We start from the raw sequence: 16,947 nt of genomic DNA, 5'->3' as shown, positions 1-16,947 counted from the left end.
TGAGCCCGTAGAACCACCGCGCGGTCTCGGCGCGCAGGTGCGACGCGACCGCCGGTCCGTACCCGTCGACACCTCGATCAGTGCGGACGAGACCGGGTCGAACCCGCCGGCCAGCTCCGCGATGGGCCAGTCGCTGCCCAGCATCAGCCGCTCCGGCCCTTCGGGTTCCAGAAGTGCTGATGCGCGTCGATCAGGGGCACGGGCTCCTCCTCGGCGACTGCTGGCGTCGCGGGCAGGCTACCCGGCACGTCCCGGCTACAGTGACCACGCCGATCCGACCATCGCCGGCGCGAGGAGAGCCCGTGGACGCCACATCCAGCACGGCCCGGCACGCCACCCACGTGCTCGAGCTCGGCACCACCCGCGCGGTCGTGTCCGAGTACGCCGCCGCGCTGCGCGCGCTGACGGTCCGCGGCACGGAGCTGATCGAGCCGCACGACGCCGACGGCCCGCCGCCGCTGGCTGCCGGCGCCGTCCTCGTACCCTGGCCCAACCGCGTCGACGGCGGCCGCTGGCTGCTGAGCGGGGTCGAGCAGCAGCTCGAGATCACCGAGCCCGCGGCCGGGCACGCGGTGCACGGCCTGCTCATGCGCACCCGGTACAGTCGCGGCTCGTGCGCCGCCGCGTCGGTCACGCTGGCAGCCCCCGTCACGCCGCAGCCGGGCTACCCGTTCACGCTCGACACCGCCGTCGAATACGAGCTCGCGCCCGACGGCGTCGTCGTGCGGCACCGCGTGCGCAACGCCGGGAACGGCCCTGCCCCGGTCGCGCTGGGCACCCATCCCTACCTGCGCATCGGCGACGTGCCGGTCCGCGACCTGACGCTCACCGTCCCGGCCGGGCGGGCGTTCCGCATGGACGACCGCTTCATCCCCACCGGCACCTACGACGTCACCGGCACCGACGACGACCTGCGCGGCGGCGTCCACGTGGGCGACGGCCCCGGCCACGCCTGCTTCACCGACCTCGCCGTCAGCGGCGGCGTGGTCACCTCGTCGCTGCGGGCGCCCGACGGCCGCACGCTCGAGCTCTGGCAGGAGCCGGCGTTCGGTTACGTCCAGATGTGGGTCACCGACCGGTTCCCGGGCCCCGGCGGCGAGACCGACGCCGTCGCCGTCGAGCCCATGACCGCCCCGCCCAACGCGCTGCGCACCGGCGAGGCGCTGCGCTGGCTGCTGCCCGACGAGACCTGGACGCTGACCTGGGGTCTGCGGCTCGCTCAGGGATAGGTTGAGGCCTACGGGAGGCCAGGCACACCGGCGGCCACTGGGCGCCGGTGGCTCGCACGAGTCGTCGGTCCGGCGTTCGTCGGGTGTGGCCGGACCTGAGAGGAGATGTCGATGAGCGCCGACGAGGAACGCGACGGTGTCCCGCTGACCCACCTCGACCAGGTGCTGTCCGACGGCGACGACGCCACCAAGCGCGACCTCGTCGACTATCTCGACGCCGTGCACCAGCGGATCCTGCCCGGACTCGAGGGCCGGCCGCTGTCGGTGGTCCGCGTCCGGCCCGGTCAGCCCGGCTTCATGCAGAAGAACATCCCCAAGTACGCGCCGTCCTGGATCCCGACCGTGAAGACATGGGCGCAGGCGTCCAAGCGCGAGGTGTCGTACGCGCTGTGCAACGATCGCCGCACGCTGCTCTGGTTCGCCAACCAGCGTGCCGTCGAGTACCACCCGACTCTGGTCAAGGCCGACGCCTGGGACGTGCCGACGCACCTGATCATGGACATCGACCCGCCCGAGGGCGAGACCTTCGCGGCCGCCGCGGCCGCCGCGCAGCTGGTCCGGCAGGCGCTCGAGAACGACGGGCTGACCGGCGCGGTGAAGACCAGCGGATCCAAGGGCGTGCACATCTTCGTGCCGCTCGAGCCGCAGTCGCCCGAGGACGTCGCGGCCGCCACCCGGGCCGTCGCCGCGCGGGCCGAGCGGCTGGACCCGTCGCTGGCCACCACCGCGTACATCAAGGACGACCGCGGCGGGAAGGTGTTCCTCGACTCCACCCGGGCCGGCGGTGCCACCGTCGTCGCCGCGTACAGTCCGCGGCTGCGGCCCGGGCTGCCGGTCTCGTTCCCGGTGAGCTGGGATCGGCTCGACACGGTGACTCCGGGCGACTTCACCGTCCACACCGCCCTCGCCCTCCTCGGCGACGACGACCCGTGGGCGGCAGCCATGCCGGCACCCCAGCGGCTGCCCGCCGATCTGGTCGAGGAGGGGCACACGATCCCCGTCGCCCGGGTCGCCGCGATGCACGAGGGCAAGCGGCGCGCCCGCGAGCGCCGCGAGTGACGATCCGGGTGTTCGGGCCGGCCCGTGCTAAGCTTTCCTGCGGTTGCATGAGCAGTTCCTGGCACGTTGTCGAACGCCCGCGGATTGTCACACTCCTGCGGGCGTTCTTGCTACGTGCCCACGAGCATCGGTGTCCGGCAGTGGGGGGACGACCACCGCGGCAACCCGGATCAGGCCATCTGGCCGATCCGCATCCGTACTCGTAACCCCACAGAAGGAGCAACACCATGGCACAAGGCACCGTGAAGTGGTTCAACGGCGAGAAGGGCTTCGGCTTCATCGAGCAGGACGGTGGCGGCGCGGACGTCTTCGTCCACTACTCCGCCATCAACGCCAACGGCTTCCGCACGCTCGAGGACAACGCGCGCGTCGAGTTCGACATCACGCAGGGCCAGAAGGGCCCGCAGGCCGAGAACGTCCGCCCCATCTGAGCCGACGTCCGGTCACACATGGCCCCGCCGGTCAGCCGGCGGGGCCATCGTCGTCTCTAGGCCGGGACGGTGTCGCCCATGATCTGCTCACGCACCGGCCAGTGCGACCAGAACGCGCCCTTGTATCCCAGTTCCGTGAGCTTGAGCAGGAACGGGTTGTCCGCGTAGTTGTTGTCCTCCGGCGTCAGGCCGGGTGCCGTCGGCAGCATCACCCGGGGCCGGTCGTGCTCGGGCACCCACTCCCACAGCAGCTCCAGGCTGGTCAGCCAGCGATCGCCCGGGTGGGTGTTGAGGGCGCCGTCGGGCAGGGCCGGTGAGAAGTAGTACACCGGCCGGAAGCCGCCCATCGGGTCGAACATGAACTGCCGCTCGTACTCGACCCGGCTGTGGCATTGCTCCAGGGTCGACAGCAGGATCGGCGCCGTCGCGGTGTTCGACTGCACGCCGGGGACCACCCGGGTGCCGCCGCTGCGGGCGGCCAGGTCCTGGCCGAGCGGCGAGTACGGGAACGCCCTGAGGCCCAGCGTGAACCCGACCACGGTGGCGTCCAGCGCCAGCAGCCCGTCGACGCAGTCCTTCATCGTCTGCGCCGTCTCGCCGGGCATGCCGAGCAGCGCCTCGACCATCGTCAGCATGCCGTACTGTCTTGCCAGGTCACAGAGCTTCTCCGTGTCGGCGTGCGTGTAGAAGCGGGTGCCGCGGCCGGTCACCTTCCAGCCGTCGAGCACGTCGTCACGAACGTGGTCCGGTGCCACGTTGATGCCCGCGCAGCCGGCCTCGGCCAGCAGGGCGGCGTACTCCTCGTCGAACGGCGCCGGCTGCACGTAGATCCAGAGCCGCAGGTCGTGCAGCGGCGAGGTGTGGTCGGCCCGCTTGCGCCGGACAATCTCGCGCAGCACCGCCTTGCTGTGGGCGATGTTGAGGTTGAACTCGCTGTCCGTGGTGTGCAGGTCGTGCACGCCCTGCGACGTCAGCAGCTCCATCTCGTCGACGACGGCGGACTCGGCGCGCCGGGCGAACCGGTTGCCCTTGGCATCGGGCTCGACGCAGTGGGCGCAGGTGAACGTGCAGCCGTTCTTCGTCAGGATGTTGCCCAGCCCGCCGCGGCGGTAGTAGGCGAGGTTGTCGACCTTGTGCCGCGTCCCGGAGCGTCGCGTGTACGCCGTCGCCCGGTTCACCAGCTCGACCCGGCCGTCGGCGACCAGCGGCGTGCGGTGCGGGATCTGCCGGACGTCGCCCTTGCCCAGGTTGATGATCAGCCCGGGGACCTTGGCCGGCGAGTCGCTCGTGGCCAGCATGGTCGCGAGCTCCACCACCGTCGTCTCGCCCGGGCCCTTCACGCCGTAGTCGATGCCGAACCAGTCGACCAGGGCGAACGGCATCGACGAGAACCCCACCCCGCCGCCCACGATCGGCGCCGTCGTCCAGCGCTGGATCTCGCGCACGATGTCGCGGTGGGAGTCGAGGAAGACGCGCTGCTCCTGCGGGTAGATCGTGTCGGTGTTGCGGAACGTCACCCCGACCAGCAGCGGGCGGCGCTCGCCGAAGAATCCCGCCACCTCCGAGCGCCACCGGTCGCGCACCAGCGTCAGGTCGAGCACCTCGACCTCGAACCCGGCCGCCTCGAGCGACGTGGTGAGGATGTCCAGTGCGTACGGCGTGATGGGCGGGTGCACCAGGTTGGGGTTCACCAGAGTCACGAGCGGTCTGCTCACCGAGCCTCCCCGGGGATGGAGTCGATCATCAAGCCTCGCAGCCGCCTGGGGCCTTGGGGAGGGGGCCGTTTTCCGGCGGCTCGCTGGCCTGCGGCGATTCGTGAAACGGACAGGAGTCTTCGTGTTCTGTCCTGGAACCGGGGTGGCCTGTTGATCACCCTCGAAGGGTGCAGACGATCGTCCCCCGGAACGGATCGGCGGCGACCGACGCTCACGTCGGGGCCGTCATCCGGCGCGCTCGCAGCCGGCTGGGCTACAGCCAGTACGGCATCGCCGACGAGCTGGCACGGGTCTCGGGCAACGGCTCGCTCACCCGCGACGAGGTCGCCCGGTGGGAGCGCGGCAAGCGGATCCCAGGCCCGTACTGGCGGCAGTGGATCAGCGAGGTGCTCGAGGTGCGCTCGTCGGAGCTCGAGGCGGCGGCTCGCCAGGCTCGGCGGGCCCGGGCGGCGCGGGCTCCGCGATCGGGGCGAGCACGGCCGTGAAGTGGCGCAGCGACCCGGTCTGCTCCACCACGCGGTAGCCCGGGATCTCCGCCGCCTTCGCCACCACCGTCGCCGCGGTCTCGGCGACGTACTCGAGGTGGCTCTTCGTGTAGACCCGGCGGGGGAGGCAGAATCGGACCAGTTCGCGCGGCGCGGGCAGATCGTCGCCGCCGGCCGGGTCGGGTCGCCCGAACACCAGGGTCCCCAGCTCGGTCACCCGCACCGCGCCGGCCAGGTACAGCTCGTTGGCCAGCGCCGTCGCCGGGAACCGGTGCGGCGGCACGTGCGGCAGCAGCCGAGCGGCGTCGACGTAGACGGCGTGGCAGCCGGTGGGCTGCAGCACCGGCAGCCCGGCCTCGGCCAGCCGGTCGCCGAACCAGCGCGCGGTCTGCGCGCGGTAGCGCAGGTACGCCGGCTCGGTCACCTCGCGCAGGCCCTGCGCCAGCGCCTCGAGATCGCGCCCGGCCAGCCCGCCGTACGTCGGGAACCCCTCGACGGCGATCAGGTGGTCGCGGCAGCGGCGGGCCAGCTCGGTGTCGCGCAGCGCGATGAGGCCGCCGATGTTGGCGACGCCGTCCTTCTTCAGGCTGGCCCAGCACCCGTCGGCCAGCCCGAACACCTCGCGCGCGACCTCCCGCGGCGGCCGGCCGGCGTGGGCGGGGTCGCGCTCGGTGATGAGGTAGGCGTTCTCGGCGAACCGCGAGGCGTCCAGCAGGAGCGGCACGCCGTGCGCGGTGCACAGCTCGCGCGCGGCGGCCACGTTGTCCAGCGACACCGGCTGGCCGCCGCCGGCGTTGTTCGTGATGGTGAGGACCACACACCGCACGCTGACGCCGTCGGGCCCCTCGAGCAGGCCGCGCAGGGCGGGAAGCGAGATGTCGCCGCCGAACGCCGCCGGCGCGGGCGCTTCCGACGGCAGGTCGACGGCGACGGCCCCGGCCGCCTCGACGCTCGCCCGCGTCGTGTCGAAGTGGGTGTTCGCCACGCTGACGTCGCCGGGGCGCAGCAGCCGGCCGAGCAGGATCCGCTCGGCCGCCCGGCCCTGGTGGACCGGGATCACCTCGTCGTAGCCGGTGAGGTCGCGCACCACCGCCTCGAACCGCTCGTACGACCGCGCGCCCGCATACGACTCGTCCCCGTCGAGCAGGGCCGCCCACTGAGCCGACGACATGGCGCTGGTCCCGGAGTCGGTCAGCAGGTCGATGGTGATGGCCCGCGCCGGCACCCGGAACAGGTTGAACCCGGCATCGGTCAGCGCGCGGCGGCGCTGGTCCGGATCCGGGAACGGGATCGGCTCGACGGCCTTGATACGGAACGGCTCCATGAAGTCGGGCACAGATAGTCCCTTCCCGATGTGCGACTCGATGTCATCAAGTCTGTGCGAGCCACGCCGCCGCAGGCAGGGGCCAGTTTTCGGGTCGGGGCGAGACTGTGACGTCGAGGCCGGTTTTGTGACACTCGTCAGGGTGACGGGGCGTGCCGGGCGTACTACCGTCACTGTTGATCTTGTTGTCGACTGACGTGCTAGGCAACGGTGCGGTGCCGTGGAATGCTCTCTCCAGAAGCGCGGGAGTGAGGGTTGCTCATCGCTCCGAACCAAGGGGGAGCGTCCGCAGGGGAGAACCGTCATGACGACCATGCCGCTCGATCGATATCCCGTGTTCCAGTCACATGAACTGGACCACGCGCGTGAGGTGGTGGGCCGCATCTTCACGCCGCACCGCCTCGATCTGCTCGGCCGCTCGACCGAGATCGACGCCCGGATGAACACCCGGCGCATCGACCGCATCTCGGCCAACTACATCACCTACGGAGGCGACGTCGTCATCGAGCCCGGCGAGCTGGGGTCGTTCTTCGTCGTTCAGGTGCCGCTCACGGGGCACAGCCTGATCCTCTACGGCAACGAGGAGCTGCTGTCCACGCCGGACACCGCCTCGGTCATCTCGCCCACCATCCCGCTGACCCAGCGCTGGTCGGCCGACTGCTCGCAGCTGATCCTGCGCCTGGAGCGATCGGCGCTCGAGGCACATCTGCGCGACATGATCGGGGCGCCGCTGCCCGCACCGGTCCGGTTCGAGCTCGGCATGGACGTCAGCGCCGGCCCCGGACGCAGCTGGCTCTCGGTGTTCCGGCTGCTGGTCGAGGAGCTGGACCGGCCTGATCACAGCATGCTCAACAAGCAGGTCGTGGCCTCGGAGTACGAGGACTGGCTCATGACGGGGCTGCTGCTGTCGCAGCCGCACAACTACACCGCGCTGCTCGACGACACCACGCGGACGCCGGTGCCGCACCGGGCCGTCACCATTGTCCGCGAGCTGATCGAAAGCCACCCGGAGTGGCGGCACACCGTGACGAGCCTGGCCAGAGAGGCGCAGGTCAGTGTCCGCTCGCTGCAGCTGGGCTTCCGGCTGCACCTGGGCACGACGCCGCGGGCCTATCTCACCCAGGTGCGCATGCAGCGCGCCCACGAAGAGCTGCTCGCCGCCCAGCGCGACACCACCACCGTCAACGCCGTCGTGGCCCGATGGGGGCTCGGCCATCCGGGGCGGTTCGCGCGGGCCTACAACGCGCGGTACGGCGAGTTGCCGTCGGAGACCCTGGCCCGGTGAACGGGCGCGGCGCCATGACCCCGACACGGACATGATCATGGCGCCGCTCGATCGTTTTCCCGTGCTGCGGTCCTCTGACGTCGACCACACCCGCGAGGTGATCTACCGCTTCGTCCACCGTCACCCGATCGAGCCGGTGCGCCCCGGCGACGGCCTCGACGCCTACCTCAACTGTCGCCGGCTGGAGCGCATCTCGGCCGGGTACCTGGCGTTCGGCGCCGAGACGCGGACGCACCCCGGCGAGCTGGACTTCTACGTGCTGCAGGTCGTGCTCTTCGGCACGTACACGGTACGGATCGGCGAGGATGAGGTGACCGCGCAACCGGGTGCCGGCGTGGTGCTCTCACCGGGGGCCGATGTCAGCACCTGGTGGTCGGCCGACTGCGGTGTCCTGTCCTTCCAGGTGAGGTCGGTGGACTATCGCGAGCACCTGGAGGGGCTGCTGGGCCGTCCGCCGGAGCGCGAGCTGCGGTTCGAGCCGGCCATGAACCTGTCCGAGGGGCGCGGACACGACCTCAACGTCGGCATCGTCCGTCCGCTGACGCAGCGGCTCAACCACGTGTTCGGGGTGGTCGGCAACCCGGTGACGGTGCGGCGGCTGGAGGACACGCTGCTGACGGGGCTGCTGCGGGCACAGCCCAACACGTACTCACGCGAGCTCGGCTGAGCCCGCCGGGCGGGCCCGTCTCAGCCGAAGAGGTCGAGCTGCGGCGCGAGCGTCCGCGCCTCCTGCACGAGCGACCGGATCGCGGGCAGCGCGGCCTCGACGTCGTGCGCGGCGACGCGGTTGTCGCGCCCGACCGGGTGGGCGAGGCTCAGCAGCCGGCGGTGGAGCAGCTCGAGGTGGCCGAAGCGGTCGCCGAACTGCGCGATGACGGCGCGGCTGACGACGTCGCCGTCGGCGCCCGCGGCGGGACGGAGGCCCTGCGCGGCCAGCAACCCGCAGCCCACGAGCTCCGCGGCCTGGCAGACCAGCACGAACGCCGACCCGGGGGAGGCGGCCATGACGTCCTCGGCGGCGGCGAGGTGGTGTGCGGCCTGGTCGAAGTAGGGCCGGCCGTCGGCCGCCGGGCCGCTGAACAGCTCGAGCCGGCTGCCGGCCAGCAGTTCGGCCACCAGGCTCGCACCGCCCGTCCAGCCGCCCGCCGAGACAGGCACCGTGTCGGATCTGGCCGGCGGCGCTATGTGAACGACGGGTTCCGCGCCGTGCTGGCGGGGGATGCGGATCGGCTCGTGCGGGCGGGTCCGTACGGTCACCAGGGTCGTGGGGCGGAGGCCGCGGGCGGCCACGACGCCGTTGGCCGGTCCGCCCGTGCTGGTCGTTCCGCCCGGGCGGCGGGTGCCGTCAGGACGGCCCACCACGGCGAACGCGACGCGGCGGTGCAGCCGGCGCTCGGCCCGGCGCGCCGCGGCCAGCAGCTCCGGCCGGCGGGGCGTGTGGTCGTGGTCGGGCGTGAGCCGCACCTGGATGACGTCCGGCTCCGGGCCTACGACGCCGGTGAACCGCTCCGCCCAGGTGCCGGTGAGGGCGATCCGGGCGACGCCCGCGACGCGGCCGAACTCCTCGCCGACGATCTGCGGCACCCCGTAGGTGCCCCGGATCAGCTCGGTGAGCGGGGCAAGGGTGGGGCGGTCCGTGGCTGCCCGCATGAGCCGGATGGCGCCGTCGTTGCGTCTGGTCAGGATGCCCGCATCCTCCAGGAGCTTGGCCTCCTTCGACACCGACGCGAGCGAGCCGCCGGCGTGCTCGGCCAGTTCGGTGAGGCTGAACGCGCGGTCGGGGTTGAGCAGCGTGGCCGCGAGGATGCCCGCCTGCACCCGCGACCTGAACACGGGCAGCAGCGCCGGCGTGCCCTGGGGCCGGCGAGGCGTTCCCGACTCCGGCAGCGGGGCGACCGCGGCCGCCTGCCCGAGCCGGTTCTGCCGCCGCGCCGTCGCCGCACCCGCGTCCAGCCGTTGGACCGGGACCTCGAGGACCACGGCGAGCCACTGCCGCCACTCATGCCGGGGAACCTGCCGGCCGCGCTCCCAGCGGGCGACGCGATCGCGGCCCATGGTGGGCTTGCCGGAGACCGCGGCCAGTCTGTCGGCGAGCGTGTACTGGCTCATGTGCAGGCGCAGCCGGGCCGACCGGATCAACTGGCCGATTGGCGGCTCCGCGGCACCGTGAAATTCGGGGTTCATATCGCGCACACCTCTTTCGAAAGCCCGGCTCCGGGGTTGCATGGGCTTCTGATCGGAGGCTACGGCGATTGTCGCCGCCTCGCCGGTGCACTTCGCGACGAACGATGTCCAGAATGCGAATGAGCCCGGTTCGCGTATCGAGGCCGGTGTTTCACCTGGTCAGAGATGTGAGCGGGCAGGAAAGTCGTCCCCTGCCCGGTTCGGCGGTATCGCTATCACGCTGACCTCAGCAGTGCGACCAGGAGTGTGCGACATGAGCCGACAAACGGTGCGACTAGACGACATGCTCGCCGAACACGGCGCGTCGATCCGCGAATGCCTCACCATCATCGACACCCACGACGTGGGGACGGTTTTCGTCGTGGACGACACCGGGCGGCTGTCCGGTGCCGTGCGGGAGCGCGAGATCCGGCGGGCGCTGGTCACCGGCGCCCAGCCCGACGACCCCGTCGCGAACCTCGTCGGCTCGCCGTCGGCGACCGCCCGGCCCGGAGAGGGCCGGGCCGAGGTGCTCGACGTCATGCGTGCCCTCGGCGTCGGCGAGGTCCCCATCGTCGACGGCGACGGCCGCGTAGTGGGCGTACACGTCGAGACCGACGTGGTCGGCGCCGAGCCGCTGACGAACTGGGCGGTCGTCATGGCCGGCGGACGCGGCACCCGACTCGCCCCCCTGACCGACTCCGTCCCCAAGCCGATGCTCCCCGTCGCCGGCCGCCCGATCCTCGAGCGGATCGTGCTCCATCTCGTCGGCGCCGGAATCCGCCGGGTCTTCCTCTCGGTGAACTACCTCGGCGACATCGTCGAGGAATACTTCGGCGACGGGTCGGCGTACGGCTGCACCATCGACTACCTGCGCGAACGAGCGGACCGGCCGTTGGGGACGGGCGGGGCGCTGGGGCTGCTGGACGAGATCGGGGAACGTCCGGCGGCCCCGGTCCTGCTGATGAACGGCGACCTCGTCACCGGCTTCTCCGTCGCCGACCTGCTTGCGGCGCACGAGGCTCATGGTGGCGTCGCCACCCTCGCCGCCACCGAGTACGAGCACCAGGTCCCCTTCGGTGTCCTCGAATCCGACGACGGCCGGCTGCGCCGGATCGTGGAGAAGCCGCGGCATTCATGGTCGGTCAACGCCGGCATCTACGTCCTCTCGCCGGCTCTGCTCGCCCGCGTCCCCCGCGACGAGCCGTACCCGGTCACCCGGCTGTTCGAGGACTGCCTCGCCCGCGGCGAGGGCGTCGGCGTCTGGCCGCTGCGCGATTCCTGGCAGGACATCGGGCGTCCCGCCGAGCTCGCCCAGGCGCGCGGCCAGGCCTGACCGCGTCGCGCACACATGATTGTGCGAAGCCCACTGCTGTGGGCTGACCAGTGCCGCCGCCTCGCTCAGCCTCGTGGGGATGACGGCGCCACTGGAACGATCGGACGACTGGCCGCAGGTGGCCCGGGCGCTCGGCGTTCGAGTGAGCTCTCTGCGGCTGTCGCGGGGCCTGACCCAGGAGCAGCTTGCCCACTTGGCCGGCATCAGCCGCGGCTACCTGCAGAAGGTCGAGCACGCGCGCGCGTGCCCCGGCCTGGACGTCCTGCTGAGGATCGCTCGTGCTCTGGGCGTCACCGTGGTCGACCTCCTGCCAGTAGGGATCGCAGGCCTGCGCGACGATGACCCGGGTGCGGTTGACGAATCGTGCCGCTACTCATAGTGTTCTCGGCGAATCGTCCGTTGTCTCGGCCCATGGCCGGTGTCGCACCGCCTCGGGCAGCAGCCCGTCCGGAAGTAGATCGAGGAACTCGACCTCGAGGGCCCGCGAGATCGCGAGCAGCGTGGCCACGCCGGGATTGCCTACGCCAGGACGTCCGTCCTCGCCTCGGGAGTTGTTGCGGGCGTTCTCGATGTTCTGGACGTGGTTACGGCTGACACCCGCCTCGTGCGCCAGGCCTTCCTGGGTGAACCGCCGATCCTCGGTCTGCCGCTTCCGCTCTTCTCGCAACTGCCGCACGCGCTGGCCGAGCTGCCTGGCCAGCGCCGGCCAGTCGTCGGGAGTCTCGCGTTGCGGCACGTGCACGAGCCTGGATGGCGGGGCCTCGAAGGTCAGCCACCTGTATTGGGCTTTGCCCAATCGAGTGGGTGTGGTCGTCGCTGATGGGCGCGCTTGCCGTCGGGGGAGGAGGACTCTACGCTTGTTTGAAACTGATATTTCAGATTCTCGTATGCCGACGTTCAGACTGGATTCAGCATGACGGTGAGCACGAGGATTCAGCCGCATCGCGTCGACGACGGCGGCGGAGCGTCGACCAGCACACTGGCCATCTCCGACCTGACCGTGCGGTTCCCGAAGCGCTATGGCGACGTGGCGGTGCTCGACGGTGTCGGCCTGAGCATCGGGCCGGGCGAGTCGCTGGCCATCGTAGGGGAGTCCGGCTGCGGCAAGTCGCTGCTGGGTCTGGCGGCTGCCAACATGCTGCCGCCGACCGCCGAAGTGGGCGGGCAGATCCACTTCCGTGGCCGCGACCTCTACCGGCTGCGCGGACGCGAGCGCCGGGCGGTCCGGGGGGCCGGCATCGGCATCGTCTACCAGGACGCGCTCACCAGCCTCAACCCGGGCATGAGCATCGGCGCCCAGCTGCGCCAGGTGTTCCGTCTCGGGTCCCCATACACGCCGTCGGACCTCCTCGACGCCGTCGGGCTGCCCGACGCGCGCATCCTCAAGGCGAAGCCGTACCAGCTCTCGGGTGGCCAGCGGCAGCGGGTCCTGATCGCCCTGGCGCTGGCGCGCGAGCCCGACCTGCTCATCGCTGACGAGCCGACGACGGCGCTGGACGTCACCGTCGAGGCCAAGATCATCGAGCTGCTCCAGCGGCTCCAGGCGGAACTCGACTTCGCGCTGCTGTTCATCAGCCACGACCTCGCGATCGTCTCGCAGCTCTGCCACCAGGTCGCGGTGATGTACGGCGGCCAGCTCGTCGAGACCGGGCCGACGGCCGAGATCCTGACGAACCCGCGGCACCCGTACACCGCCGGCCTGCTCGCGGCGAGCAGCAGCCTCGACGAGGGCCATGGCACGCTGGCGACCATCCCCGGCTTCGTGCACCCGCCGACGGAGTTTCCCAGCGGCTGTCGGTTCCGCGACCGCTGCTCCCACGCCCAGGACGACTGCGCTGCACGGCCCGTCCTGACCGACGGCCCCCGGCGGCTGGCGTGTCATCATCCGCTCACCTCTACGGACGGCGGGCCGCGATGACCGCCGTCGACCTCACCCACGGCCTCGACGAGCAGGCCGACGCGCCCATCTTCGAGGCCCGCGACCTCGTCGTCGACTACCACTCGCGCGGCCAGGTGAACCGGGCCCTGAACCATGTGTCCCTGAGCATCGCCGAGGGCGAGGCCGTCGGCCTCATCGGAGAGTCGGGTTCCGGCAAGACCACCCTTGCCCGCACGCTGCTCGGCCTGATTCGCCCGGTGCACGGCCAGGTGACCTTCCGCGGCCAGGACCTCTACGCGATGAAGAGCATCCCGCGCTATCGCATGCTGGGCCGCGACGCCTCGCTGGTCTTCCAGGATCCGCGCAGCTCGCTCAACCCGCGGCTGACGGTTGGCGCCGTCGTCCGCGACCCGCTCACGGTGCAGCGCATCGGCACCCGGGCCGAGCGCACCGATCGGGTCGCCGCCCTCCTCGAGAGTGTCGGGCTGCCCGCGCAGCTGGTCAGCCGGCCGGTCCGCGCCCTCTCCGGCGGCCAGCTGCAGCGCGTGGCTCTGGCCCGAGCGCTCGCCGTCGAGCCCGGCATCATCGTCGCCGACGAGCCCACCTCCGCTCTCGACGTGTCCGTGCAGGCGCAGATCCTCAATCTCATCCAGCAGGTGCGGGCCAGCCGTCGGCTGGCGCTGCTCGTCGTGTCGCACGACATCCGCGTGATCCGCTACCTGACCGACCGCACCGCCGTCATGTACAACGGCGAGATCGTCGAGCTCGGCTCGACTGCGCGCATCCACGACGATCCGCAGCACGAGTACACCCGCACGCTGCTCGCCTCTGTTCCCAGCCTCAAGCGGTGACGGCGTGAACTCGTCCCCTGGCTGACCCCCACCGTGCTCACGACCCTGGGTATGACGATCCCAGCCCAGGTTAGGGGGCAACGGTGACACGGACGGACGACGACAATGTCCAGGTCGAGCTGGTGGGCTGCACCGGCCTCGGCTCGCACATCTCGGTCGACCGCGCAGCGGTCGACGAGGGCAGGCTGAAGATCCAGTTCGGCGCGGGCTACGAGCACTTCGACCTCGACCACTTCGACGAGCCCGGCGATGACGGCAACCCCGTGCCGGTGTTCGTCTGGACCGACCGCACGTGGATCGCCGAATGACGGCGGAGTGGTCGCACCTGGCGCGGGCCCGGTCGCTGCTGTTCGTGCCCGGCAACCGTCCCGACCGGTTTGCCAAGGCGGCCGGGAGCGGCGCCGACGACATCGTCCTCGACATCGAGGACGCCGTCGCCCCGCCCGCGAAGGCGACGGCGCGGGAGAACATTGGCCGCTGGCTCGCCAACGGCGGTGCCGGTGTCGTGCGGATCAACGACCCGAGCACCCAGTGGTACGACGACGACGTCGCCATGCTGGCTGCCCGGCCGTGCGCCGTCATGCTGGCGAAGGTCACGGCGCCCGGCCAGGTGTGGGAGCTGCTCGGCCGGCTCGCACCCGGCTCCTGCGTGCTCCGCTCATCGAGACCGCGGCGGCGGCGCTCGAAGCTCGCGCCATCTGCTCGGTGACCGGAGTGGTCCGGGCGGTCTTCGGCAACGCCGACCTGGGCCGCGAACTCGGCGTCGATCACGCCGACTTCGCGGCGATGGCGGCCGCCCGCTCGCTCGTCGTACTCGGCTCGGCGGCCGCTCAGCTGCCGCCGCCCATCGACGGCGTCACGACTGACCGGTCATCCCGAATCCACTGAGCGAGCAGCAGACGATCCGCGGGTTCACGTGGGCGAGGTCGGCGTACCTGATCCCCAGCTTCTCGGGGACGTCGCCGCGGAGGTTCGAGTACACCGCGTCGGAGCACCGGACCAGGTCCTCGAACACGGCTCGGCCCTCGGGCGTTCGCACGTCGAGGGTGATGCTGCGCTTGTTGCGGTTGAATGACTCGAAGAAGAGGGAGTCGCTGCCCTCGGCGAATGGTGGCACGTACCGTCCGACGTCGCCGCCCACGGACGGATCCTCGATCTTGATGACCTCGGCCCCGAGCTGAGCCAGATGCAATGAGCCGAACGGCCCGGCGCCGTACTGCTCGAGAGCGATGATCCGCACGTCCTCGAGGGGCCTCACGAGTCCGCCGTCCCGCGCCGCGACAGCGGTTCCTTGGCAGTGGGGAAGAGCGAGCGCGCGGCATCGGCGCCACGTCTGTGAATGTAGAACGTCCGGACGAACGAGAGCACCTCGCCGCCGTGCTGATTCAGCGTCCGGGTGCGGATCGTGACGATTCCCGCCTGCGGACGGCTCTTCGACTCACGCTTCTCCAGCACCAGCGACTCAGACCAGAGCGTGTCGCCTGCGTAGACAGGAGCCGTGAGCCGCACCTCGTCCAGCCCGAGGTTGGCGAAGGCGTTCTGCGTCGTGTCGATCACGCTCTGCCCGATCGCGATGGCGAGGGTGAGGGTGGACACCATCAGCGGACGGCCGAACTCCGACGCCGCACCCACCTCCGCATTGAAGTGCGCCTGGTTGGTGTTCATGGTCAGCAAGGTGAACCAGGTGTTGTCCGACTCGGTCACAGATGCGCGCTGTCAGCATCGGATGCCGGCGGGTCAGCTGAGTGGATGGAGTCGAGATTGCGTCGCGACATGGGGCCTCCGCTGGTCGGCACTCGGGGTCGGCACCAGGATCGGACAGCTGCGGCACTGGCGGACGGGGCCGACTTCCGGCCCGGAGGTCAGAACGAGGTGCTCAGGTACGGAGCCGCCGCCGATGCCGCTAATTGGTCCCACAGGAGCGCGGCTCGTGGCTCCGGCGTGCTGACCCATCCGCTCACCGAGAGCTCACGCATGGAGGTCCCGCCGAGGAAGCCGGCGCCCAGTGCGGCAACGTCCATGATCAGGTCGGGCTCAGCGTTGGTCGGCGTGCAAGAGGCGATGCCGTCGTCGACGTGGAGGTGATAGGTGCCGTCTGCATATCCGTGGGCATCGTGGACTTGCAGGACGAGCGAACCGGTGCCGGACCAGCGCCGGCTCTCGAGAAGGGTCGGCGGGTCGAGAGGACGCAGCCACAAGCCGTCGTGTCGGCGTCGGCTGAGGAGCCGAGGATCGCGCAGCCACCAGGCCAGCGGATCGTCGTCGGCGACCCGCTGAACATGAGCGGTGACGACGAGGTCGAGGGAGAGCAGGTGCCGCCATAGCGCAGCGGCCGTACCGCTGTCGCTCGCCAAGAAGTCGATCACAGTGATCTGGCTATTGGCCGTGTGCTGTGGCGTCCAGGCGACGTTCAGTTGATAGGAGGCGAAGCCTCGATCGGCAACCGCGATGTGGCGAAGCGCGACCTCTGGGTGGTCGGTCAGGCCGAGGGCTGCGCTGACCAAACCGGTATTGGTGGCCAGCCTGTCCCAGTAGGCGTCCGATCGGACGATGTCGCCCGGCGTGCGTAAGGCGACGTCGCGATGGAGTCGTGCCGCCAGCGCGACTGCCTCGGCGCCATCGATCGGGCGCGGGCGCTCGTTGCTCGTCGGGGTGTCGGCGAGCCAGCTCACCCGAGACGCGTCGATACTCATCGTGTCGGCCCAGGTCGCGGGGCCGTAACCGAACCGGCCATAGATCGCCCACTCGGATGGCACCAGGCCGGCGACGGGTTGCCCGTTCGCGATCGCCCGGTCGTGGAGCGCGGCCAGCATGGTGCGCAGCAGACCCTGCCGCGTTGCTGTCGGGTCGACGGTGACGAGCGTTACTCCCGCCATTCGACGGTAGCGCCGTCCGGAACGACTAGACCCAGATCGAGTGCCGCAGCGGTCGCGACGTAGCCCGAGTCGGCCACGACACCGACTGCGTTCCGCGGTGGATAGTTCGCACGGAAGTACGGCTCCAGTCGCCGGGTGTGTTCCCCGGTCAGACCGAAGGTCATCAGGGACTGACTGAGCCAGACCGCGTAGTCCTCGGCCGGGACCTCGACCGCTGTCGGCTGCGTGGACCGGTGGCCGGTCAACCGGCCCTCCAGTCGAAGGCTCGGTTCAGGTGTTGTTTCGCATAGAAAAATCAGTGGTTCATATTGGTA

General features: G+C 70.9%; 18 protein-coding genes and 1 pseudogene. 12 read left to right on the top strand and 7 right to left on the bottom strand.

The features are described from left to right. Positions 1-302 precede the first annotated feature (302 nt). The 3 genes from E1212_RS04200 to E1212_RS04190 all read left to right on the top strand — a co-directional run bounded on the left by E1212_RS04200 (position 303) and on the right by E1212_RS04190 (position 2,719). A complete protein-coding gene (locus E1212_RS04200; protein ID WP_203416363.1) occupies positions 303-1,229 on the top strand; it encodes an aldose 1-epimerase family protein in 927 nt (308 codons plus the stop codon). A 111-nt stretch (positions 1,230-1,340) separates the two neighbouring features. Continuing rightward, a complete protein-coding gene (locus E1212_RS04195) occupies positions 1,341-2,288 on the top strand; it encodes a DNA polymerase domain-containing protein (protein ID WP_131979549.1) in 948 nt (315 codons plus the stop codon). A gap of 227 nt (positions 2,289-2,515) precedes the next feature. Next, positions 2,516-2,719 carry a cold-shock protein gene (locus tag E1212_RS04190; protein ID WP_131979546.1) on the top strand — a complete coding sequence of 68 codons (204 nt, stop codon included), beginning with the start codon at positions 2,516-2,518 and terminating at the stop codon, positions 2,717-2,719. A 56-nt stretch (positions 2,720-2,775) separates the two neighbouring features. On the opposite strand, the gene tsrT is transcribed toward E1212_RS04190, so the two are convergent. Both tsrT and E1212_RS04175 read right to left on the bottom strand, forming a co-directional pair. Then, positions 2,776-4,434 (bottom strand): tryptophan 2-C-methyltransferase, encoded by a 1,659-nt coding sequence (gene tsrT / locus E1212_RS04185; protein WP_131979543.1) that lies wholly within the window; start codon positions 4,432-4,434, stop codon positions 2,776-2,778. Between the two features lie 378 nt (positions 4,435-4,812). Then, positions 4,813-6,243 carry a tryptophanase gene (locus tag E1212_RS04175; RefSeq protein ID WP_131979641.1) on the bottom strand — a complete coding sequence of 477 codons (1,431 nt, stop codon included), beginning with the start codon at positions 6,241-6,243 and terminating at the stop codon, positions 4,813-4,815. Between the two features lie 304 nt (positions 6,244-6,547). Between E1212_RS04175 and E1212_RS04170 the strand changes: the two genes are divergently transcribed. Continuing rightward, positions 6,548-7,528, top strand: a complete 981-nt coding sequence (locus E1212_RS04170; RefSeq protein ID WP_131979539.1) for an AraC family transcriptional regulator — start codon at positions 6,548-6,550, stop codon at positions 7,526-7,528. 61 nt (positions 7,529-7,589) lie between these two features. Beyond that, a complete protein-coding gene (locus E1212_RS04165) occupies positions 7,590-8,195 on the top strand; it encodes a cupin domain-containing protein (protein WP_162605308.1) in 606 nt (201 codons plus the stop codon). A 20-nt stretch (positions 8,196-8,215) separates the two neighbouring features. On the opposite strand, the gene E1212_RS29885 is transcribed toward E1212_RS04165, so the two are convergent. Continuing rightward, positions 8,216-9,712 (bottom strand): helix-turn-helix domain-containing protein, encoded by a 1,497-nt coding sequence (locus E1212_RS29885; RefSeq protein ID WP_203416359.1) that lies wholly within the window; start codon positions 9,710-9,712, stop codon positions 8,216-8,218. 283 nt (positions 9,713-9,995) lie between these two features. Between E1212_RS29885 and E1212_RS04155 the strand changes: the two genes are divergently transcribed. Together E1212_RS04155 and E1212_RS04150 are read left to right on the top strand one after the other, a co-directional pair. Continuing rightward, complete coding sequence (locus E1212_RS04155; RefSeq protein ID WP_203416355.1) at positions 9,996-11,027, top strand: nucleotidyltransferase family protein; 1,032 nt, start codon at positions 9,996-9,998, stop codon at positions 11,025-11,027. A gap of 79 nt (positions 11,028-11,106) precedes the next feature. Continuing rightward, a complete protein-coding gene (locus tag E1212_RS04150; RefSeq protein ID WP_131979530.1) occupies positions 11,107-11,406 on the top strand; it encodes a helix-turn-helix domain-containing protein in 300 nt (99 codons plus the stop codon). On the opposite strand, the gene E1212_RS29250 is transcribed toward E1212_RS04150, so the two are convergent. Beyond that, on the bottom strand, positions 11,401-11,763 hold the full coding sequence (locus E1212_RS29250; RefSeq protein ID WP_162605307.1) for a helix-turn-helix transcriptional regulator: 363 nt from the start codon (positions 11,761-11,763) through the stop codon (positions 11,401-11,403). The genes E1212_RS04150 and E1212_RS29250 overlap by 6 nt on opposite strands. Before the next feature lie 177 nt (positions 11,764-11,940). On the opposite strand from E1212_RS29250, the gene E1212_RS04140 reads away from it, so the two are divergent. From E1212_RS04140 to E1212_RS30680, 5 genes are all read left to right on the top strand, one after another. Continuing rightward, a complete protein-coding gene (locus E1212_RS04140) occupies positions 11,941-12,945 on the top strand; it encodes an ABC transporter ATP-binding protein (RefSeq protein WP_131979524.1) in 1,005 nt (334 codons plus the stop codon). Further along, entirely contained in the window at positions 12,942-13,757 is an 816-nt protein-coding gene (locus E1212_RS04135) for an ABC transporter ATP-binding protein (protein ID WP_131979521.1), read from the top strand. The genes E1212_RS04140 and E1212_RS04135 overlap by 4 nt, the downstream gene beginning before the upstream one ends. Positions 13,758-13,840: 83 nt before the next feature. After that, positions 13,841-14,065: a DUF5988 family protein gene (locus tag E1212_RS04130; RefSeq protein ID WP_131979518.1), complete on the top strand. Its 225-nt coding sequence runs from the start codon at positions 13,841-13,843 to the stop codon at positions 14,063-14,065. Beyond that, positions 14,062-14,466 (top strand): aldolase/citrate lyase family protein, encoded by a 405-nt coding sequence (locus E1212_RS04125; protein WP_162605305.1) that lies wholly within the window; start codon positions 14,062-14,064, stop codon positions 14,464-14,466. The genes E1212_RS04130 and E1212_RS04125 overlap by 4 nt, the downstream gene beginning before the upstream one ends. Further along, positions 14,463-14,645 carry a hypothetical protein gene (locus tag E1212_RS30680; protein ID WP_275296148.1) on the top strand — a complete coding sequence of 61 codons (183 nt, stop codon included), beginning with the start codon at positions 14,463-14,465 and terminating at the stop codon, positions 14,643-14,645. The genes E1212_RS04125 and E1212_RS30680 overlap by 4 nt, the downstream gene beginning before the upstream one ends. On the opposite strand, the pseudogene E1212_RS04120 reads toward E1212_RS30680, so the two are convergent. The 3 genes and pseudogenes from E1212_RS04120 to E1212_RS04110 all read right to left on the bottom strand — a co-directional run. Next, positions 14,623-15,015: pseudogene (locus E1212_RS04120) on the bottom strand (CoA transferase); the annotation flags it as partial. The gene E1212_RS30680 and the pseudogene E1212_RS04120 sit on opposite strands and share 23 nt — an antisense overlap. Further along, entirely contained in the window at positions 15,012-15,461 is a 450-nt protein-coding gene (locus E1212_RS04115; protein WP_203416351.1) for a MaoC family dehydratase, read from the bottom strand. The gene E1212_RS04115 and the pseudogene E1212_RS04120, both read right to left, overlap by 4 nt. Positions 15,462-15,619: 158 nt before the next feature. After that, a complete protein-coding gene (locus tag E1212_RS04110; protein WP_131979515.1) occupies positions 15,620-16,633 on the bottom strand; it encodes a GNAT family N-acetyltransferase in 1,014 nt (337 codons plus the stop codon). Positions 16,634-16,947 lie beyond the last annotated feature (314 nt).

It is taken from the genome of Jiangella ureilytica, from assembly GCF_004348545.1.
In the GTDB taxonomy this organism is placed as follows: Bacteria; Actinomycetota; Actinomycetes; order Jiangellales; family Jiangellaceae; genus Jiangella; species Jiangella ureilytica.
This window is presented reverse-complemented; position numbering and strand designations above follow the sequence as displayed.

Bases quoted from the DNA above. Each gene is read 5' to 3' on its own strand.
- E1212_RS04135 (WP_131979521.1), top strand. From the start codon at position 12,942: ATGACCGCCGTCGACCTCACCCACGGCCTCGACGAGCAGGCCGACGCG.
- E1212_RS04155 (WP_203416355.1), top strand. From the start codon at position 9,996: ATGCTCGCCGAACACGGCGCGTCGATCCGCGAATGCCTCACCATCATC.
- E1212_RS04190 (WP_131979546.1), top strand. From the start codon at position 2,516: ATGGCACAAGGCACCGTGAAGTGGTTCAACGGCGAGAAGGGCTTCGGC.
- E1212_RS04110 (WP_131979515.1), bottom strand. From the start codon at position 16,633: ATGGCGGGAGTAACGCTCGTCACCGTCGACCCGACAGCAACGCGGCAG.
- E1212_RS04140 (WP_131979524.1), top strand. From the start codon at position 11,941: ATGACGGTGAGCACGAGGATTCAGCCGCATCGCGTCGACGACGGCGGC.
- E1212_RS04125 (WP_162605305.1), top strand. From the start codon at position 14,062: ATGACGGCGGAGTGGTCGCACCTGGCGCGGGCCCGGTCGCTGCTGTTC.
- E1212_RS04170 (WP_131979539.1), top strand. From the start codon at position 6,548: ATGACGACCATGCCGCTCGATCGATATCCCGTGTTCCAGTCACATGAA.
- E1212_RS04175 (WP_131979641.1), bottom strand. From the start codon at position 6,243: ATGGAGCCGTTCCGTATCAAGGCCGTCGAGCCGATCCCGTTCCCGGAT.
- E1212_RS04150 (WP_131979530.1), top strand. From the start codon at position 11,107: ATGACGGCGCCACTGGAACGATCGGACGACTGGCCGCAGGTGGCCCGG.
- E1212_RS04195 (WP_131979549.1), top strand. From the start codon at position 1,341: ATGAGCGCCGACGAGGAACGCGACGGTGTCCCGCTGACCCACCTCGAC.
- E1212_RS29885 (WP_203416359.1), bottom strand. From the start codon at position 9,712: ATGAACCCCGAATTTCACGGTGCCGCGGAGCCGCCAATCGGCCAGTTG.